Annotated in this window: 5 protein-coding genes and 1 pseudogene; all 6 read left to right on the top strand. The window is 37.7% G+C overall.

The genetic code is table 11. The features are described 5' to 3' along the window. Positions 1 to 355 precede the first annotated feature (355 nt). Positions 356 to 916, top strand: a pseudogene (locus tag ACRCJ0_RS10525) (NAD(P)H-binding protein). Between the two features lie 39 nt (positions 917 to 955). Beyond that, positions 956 to 1,375, top strand: coding sequence for a MerR family transcriptional regulator (locus ACRCJ0_RS10520; protein ID WP_431390404.1), 420 nt, complete (start codon positions 956 to 958; stop codon positions 1,373 to 1,375). Positions 1,376 to 1,451: 76 nt separating this feature from the next. Then, positions 1,452 to 2,318: an aldo/keto reductase gene (locus ACRCJ0_RS10515; RefSeq protein WP_431390403.1), complete on the top strand. Its 867-nt coding sequence runs from the start codon at positions 1,452 to 1,454 to the stop codon at positions 2,316 to 2,318. 193 nt (positions 2,319 to 2,511) lie between these two features. Next, complete coding sequence (locus ACRCJ0_RS10510) at positions 2,512 to 2,832, top strand: hypothetical protein (protein WP_325756317.1); 321 nt, start codon at positions 2,512 to 2,514, stop codon at positions 2,830 to 2,832. 230 nt (positions 2,833 to 3,062) lie between these two features. Beyond that, positions 3,063 to 3,215: an SDR family oxidoreductase gene (locus tag ACRCJ0_RS10505; RefSeq protein ID WP_431390402.1), complete on the top strand. Its 153-nt coding sequence runs from the start codon at positions 3,063 to 3,065 to the stop codon at positions 3,213 to 3,215. 67 nt (positions 3,216 to 3,282) lie between these two features. After that, on the top strand, positions 3,283 to 3,678 hold a 396-nt coding region (locus ACRCJ0_RS10500; protein WP_431390401.1), incomplete at its 3' end, for an alcohol dehydrogenase catalytic domain-containing protein.

Genomic DNA, 3,678 nt, shown 5'->3' with positions numbered 1-3,678 from the left:
GATCTTAGATATGGGCGAAGAATAAAATTTAAAACGGTATATTTATGATACCAATCACTTTGGGACTAATGACGATAAATGTCATTAGTCTCTTTTTTTATAATTTTTGATTTTTCCATTATCATTAACTTATCTGCTATAAACCGCCCAAAATTTTTCTATTGGCAAATTTGCAGATTTAATATAGACATATCACTTGCTATGGAGTCCACTCCAAGGTTTAGACTATGGTTTGCAAGGAAGTATGATCGGTGAATGACTTACTCAGATTGTTTCGAAACCTGGGTCAGATGGTATTAATGTTTGATTTACACTTGTTTAGAAATACATCGATGAAAAATTTGGAGGTAGAAAAATGACTAAGAAAGTATTAATTATGGTAGCCAATGGTCAAATTGCTCAATTCATTGAAGAACGTGTATTATCGTAGGGAATCATTTTCCGACTTTCATTTAACTTTGTTTTTACGGCATAAATCCCGATTAAGTCATTATGCCAATAATGACCATGTCACATTAATTGGGAGTAGTTTAGATAGTCCAGTTGATATCCAAGCAGCAGGCGTGAACCGTTTAGTCTATACCAACTTTTGGGTATTTACGGCGAAGTGCCTGGTGAATATAGACGCGAGAATAAAGTAATGATTAGCAATGGTTTGCCATCGGCGTTAATTTCCGATGAAATCATGGTGAGGTCTGATATAAATTATACAACCCTTAGATTACCTTGGTTAAATGACCCAGGAATCAAATACGAAATTACCCATAAAAATGAAACCTATCTTGGTGTATCTGGTTCATGCAAAAGTATGACAGGTGTAGTTTTACAAATTGTCGCTGATTCAAGTTTTCTTTCATACGACAGTGCAGGTATTCCTGATCCAGATATTCACGGGGGAGACCGTCCAGTATATTAACATTAGAAATAAAAAAATAATGAATAGGGGTGAATAGAAGTGAATATAAAAAAAGCTGCGGAAATGTTTGATTTAACTGTAGATACTTTAAGATACTACGAACGTGTTGGTGTTATACCACCCGTTCACCGTAATGAGAGTGGTTATCGAGATTTTACAACCAATGATTTAAATTGGATTTTTCTAGCAAAAAGTTTGCGAAATGCTGGCTTGTCGATTGAATCTTTAATCGAATTTGCCCAGTTGGCCCAGTTGCGTAAAACAGAAAATGTCGAATTTGCTCAGAAACAAATTTTAGCCGATCAATTAGAAGAATTAGATGCCAAATTGGCAGAAATGCAAGAGGTTAGAGATTTACTCGTATATAAAATCGATACTTATGATGACCACATCGCAAAATTTAAATCCGGAGAAATAACTGCTGATAAAGTTGAAAAAATTTGGGACCGTAAAAAGTAGAATGTTTTACTTGCTATGGACTTCACTTCAAGGTTTAGGATACAAGATGTAAAGAAAATTTGAGGAGGAACGTGAAATGCAAACAATCACTTTAAATAATGGTGTAGAAATACCACAACTAGGATTTGGGGTCTATCAAATTCCCTTAGAGGAAACAGCAGAAGCTGTTTATCAAGCAATAAAAGTTGGTTATCGTTTAATCGACACTGCAACTATTTATGGTAATGAAAGAGAAACAGGTCAAGGCATCAAACGAGCAATCGACGAAGGGTTGGTTAGGAGAGAGGACCTTTTTGTAACTTCCAAATTATTTATTCTTCAAGCCCCCGAAGAAAAGGCGGCTGAAACGATTGAACAATCTCTGAATGTAATGGGATTAGAGTATCTAGACCTTTATTTGATTCACCAACCATATGGTGAAATATACGGTGCTTGGCGTGCATTAGTAGCTGGTCAAAAGTCTGGTAAATTACGTGCTATTGGAATTTCAAATTTTAAATCTTCAAAAATGATTGAATTTGTTGGCTTAAATGAAGTGACACCTCAAATCAATCAAATCGAAGTGAATCCATGGAATCAACGAATTGAAGATCAAGAATGGCATGAAAAATATGGCGTTCAAGTTGAAGCATGGGCACCATTTGCAGAAGGTCGTCATGATCTATTTACTAATCCTATATTAGCTGAAATTGGTAGACAATATGGAAAATCAATTGGACAAGTGGTTCTTCGCTGGTTAATTCAAAGGGGGATAGTGGCTTTAGCCAAATCAGTTCGTCCTGAGCGGATGGCAGAGAATATAGATATTTTTGATTTTGAACTTTCATCAGAAGATGTAGAAAAAATCACATCTTTAGACATGAAAGAATCTGCCTTCTTTGATCATGATGACCCGCAACAAGTAGAATGGTTCATTAATAGAATGTTGGATACAGAAGAATAATGATGAAGTTAATCAATTTACACACGAATATATAGCCAAGCCGTGAATAATAGACTGTGGCATCAGACATGTGAGATTGATGCTACAGTTTTTCTATGAAAATTAGCTGGCTACTTTCTATAATTACTTCTTGATACATAGATTAAACCTAATCTCGTGACGCAATAATCACGGCTTTTGTTAGAATTTTTAAATGAAAGATGTACTATTGTTAGTTGGCGCTGCTCAGTTAGGGATGGCCATTGCCGGTCGTGTAGGTTTTAACTATAAGATTCTAATTGGTGACAAAAAAATTGACAATGTCATCGCGATTGCGGATACTTTGGAGGGGGCTGGATATGATATTGTAGCCACTGAAATTGGTAAAGCGGATAAGGATTCAATCGCCACTTTTATTGAAAAAGAACAATCCTACGGTGAAATTGACCTGTTGATTAATGTAGCGAGTGTGTCCCCAAATCAAGGATCCAATGAAACCATCATGCCAACTTTAACTGCCGAAGAGGACAGATAATTGGCGACAGCACCAGTAGACCAATTGTTAGATTTAGACTTGTTCTAAACTGGCAATGTCAAGAACTCTTTCCATGCCTACCAATTGGCTAAAAGAGGAAACGGGTCATGGCTGAAGCCGTTATATAGGGCAAAAAGGGTGCCCGTATTAATGAGATTTCACCTGGTATTATTGTCACACCCTTGGCACTTGACTAATTTAATGACCCACGCGGCGATTTCTATAAAGATATGTTCGCGAAGAGTCCAGTGGGGCGTCCAGGAACGGCGGATGAAGTGGCTAATCTAGCGTCAATCTTAATGAGCAGTGATGGCGCCTTTATTACCGGATCAGATTTCTTGATTGACGGTTTGGCAACAGAAACTTTTCATTATGGCAGTTGATATAGCGAATAATCAAACGAAATCATTTTGATAAAGAACATTTTAAAATCAGAAAGGGCGTAATAATATGAAAGCAGCAATTTTTAATGAACCAGGAAATATGACCGTCACTAACATGGATCGACCGCAAATTCAGGCACCACACGATGCCATTATCCGCGTTGTTCGTGCATGTGTTTGTGGATCCGACTTATGGTGGTACCGAGGTATTAATGATAAGGCTTCAGGCTCACAAACAGGCCACGAAGCGATTGGAATTGTCGAAGAAGTTGGGGAAGCAGTTAAAAATGTCCAAGTAGGTGACTTTGTTATCGTACCATTTACCAATGGCTGTGGGCACTGCGCTGCATGTAAGGCAGGATTTGACGGCGATTGCACGACTTTCACTGGTGGCGCCTTAGGTTTCCAAGCTGAATACCTATGTTATGCATCAGGAGACTGGGGGCTTGTGAAAATTCCTGGC

This window comes from Aerococcus sp. L_32 (assembly GCF_050689315.1).
Note: the sequence above shows the minus strand (reverse complement) of the source record. Positions and strands in the feature narration are given on the sequence as shown.

What these genes read in the sequence shown, in the direction of transcription:
- ACRCJ0_RS10510 (WP_325756317.1), top strand. Translation starts at nt 2,512, where the DNA reads ATGAAAGATGTACTATTGTTAGTTGGCGCTGCTCAGTTAGGGATGGCC.
- ACRCJ0_RS10515 (WP_431390403.1), top strand. Translation starts at nt 1,452, where the DNA reads ATGCAAACAATCACTTTAAATAATGGTGTAGAAATACCACAACTAGGA.
- ACRCJ0_RS10505 (WP_431390402.1), top strand. Translation starts at nt 3,063, where the DNA reads ATGTTCGCGAAGAGTCCAGTGGGGCGTCCAGGAACGGCGGATGAAGTG.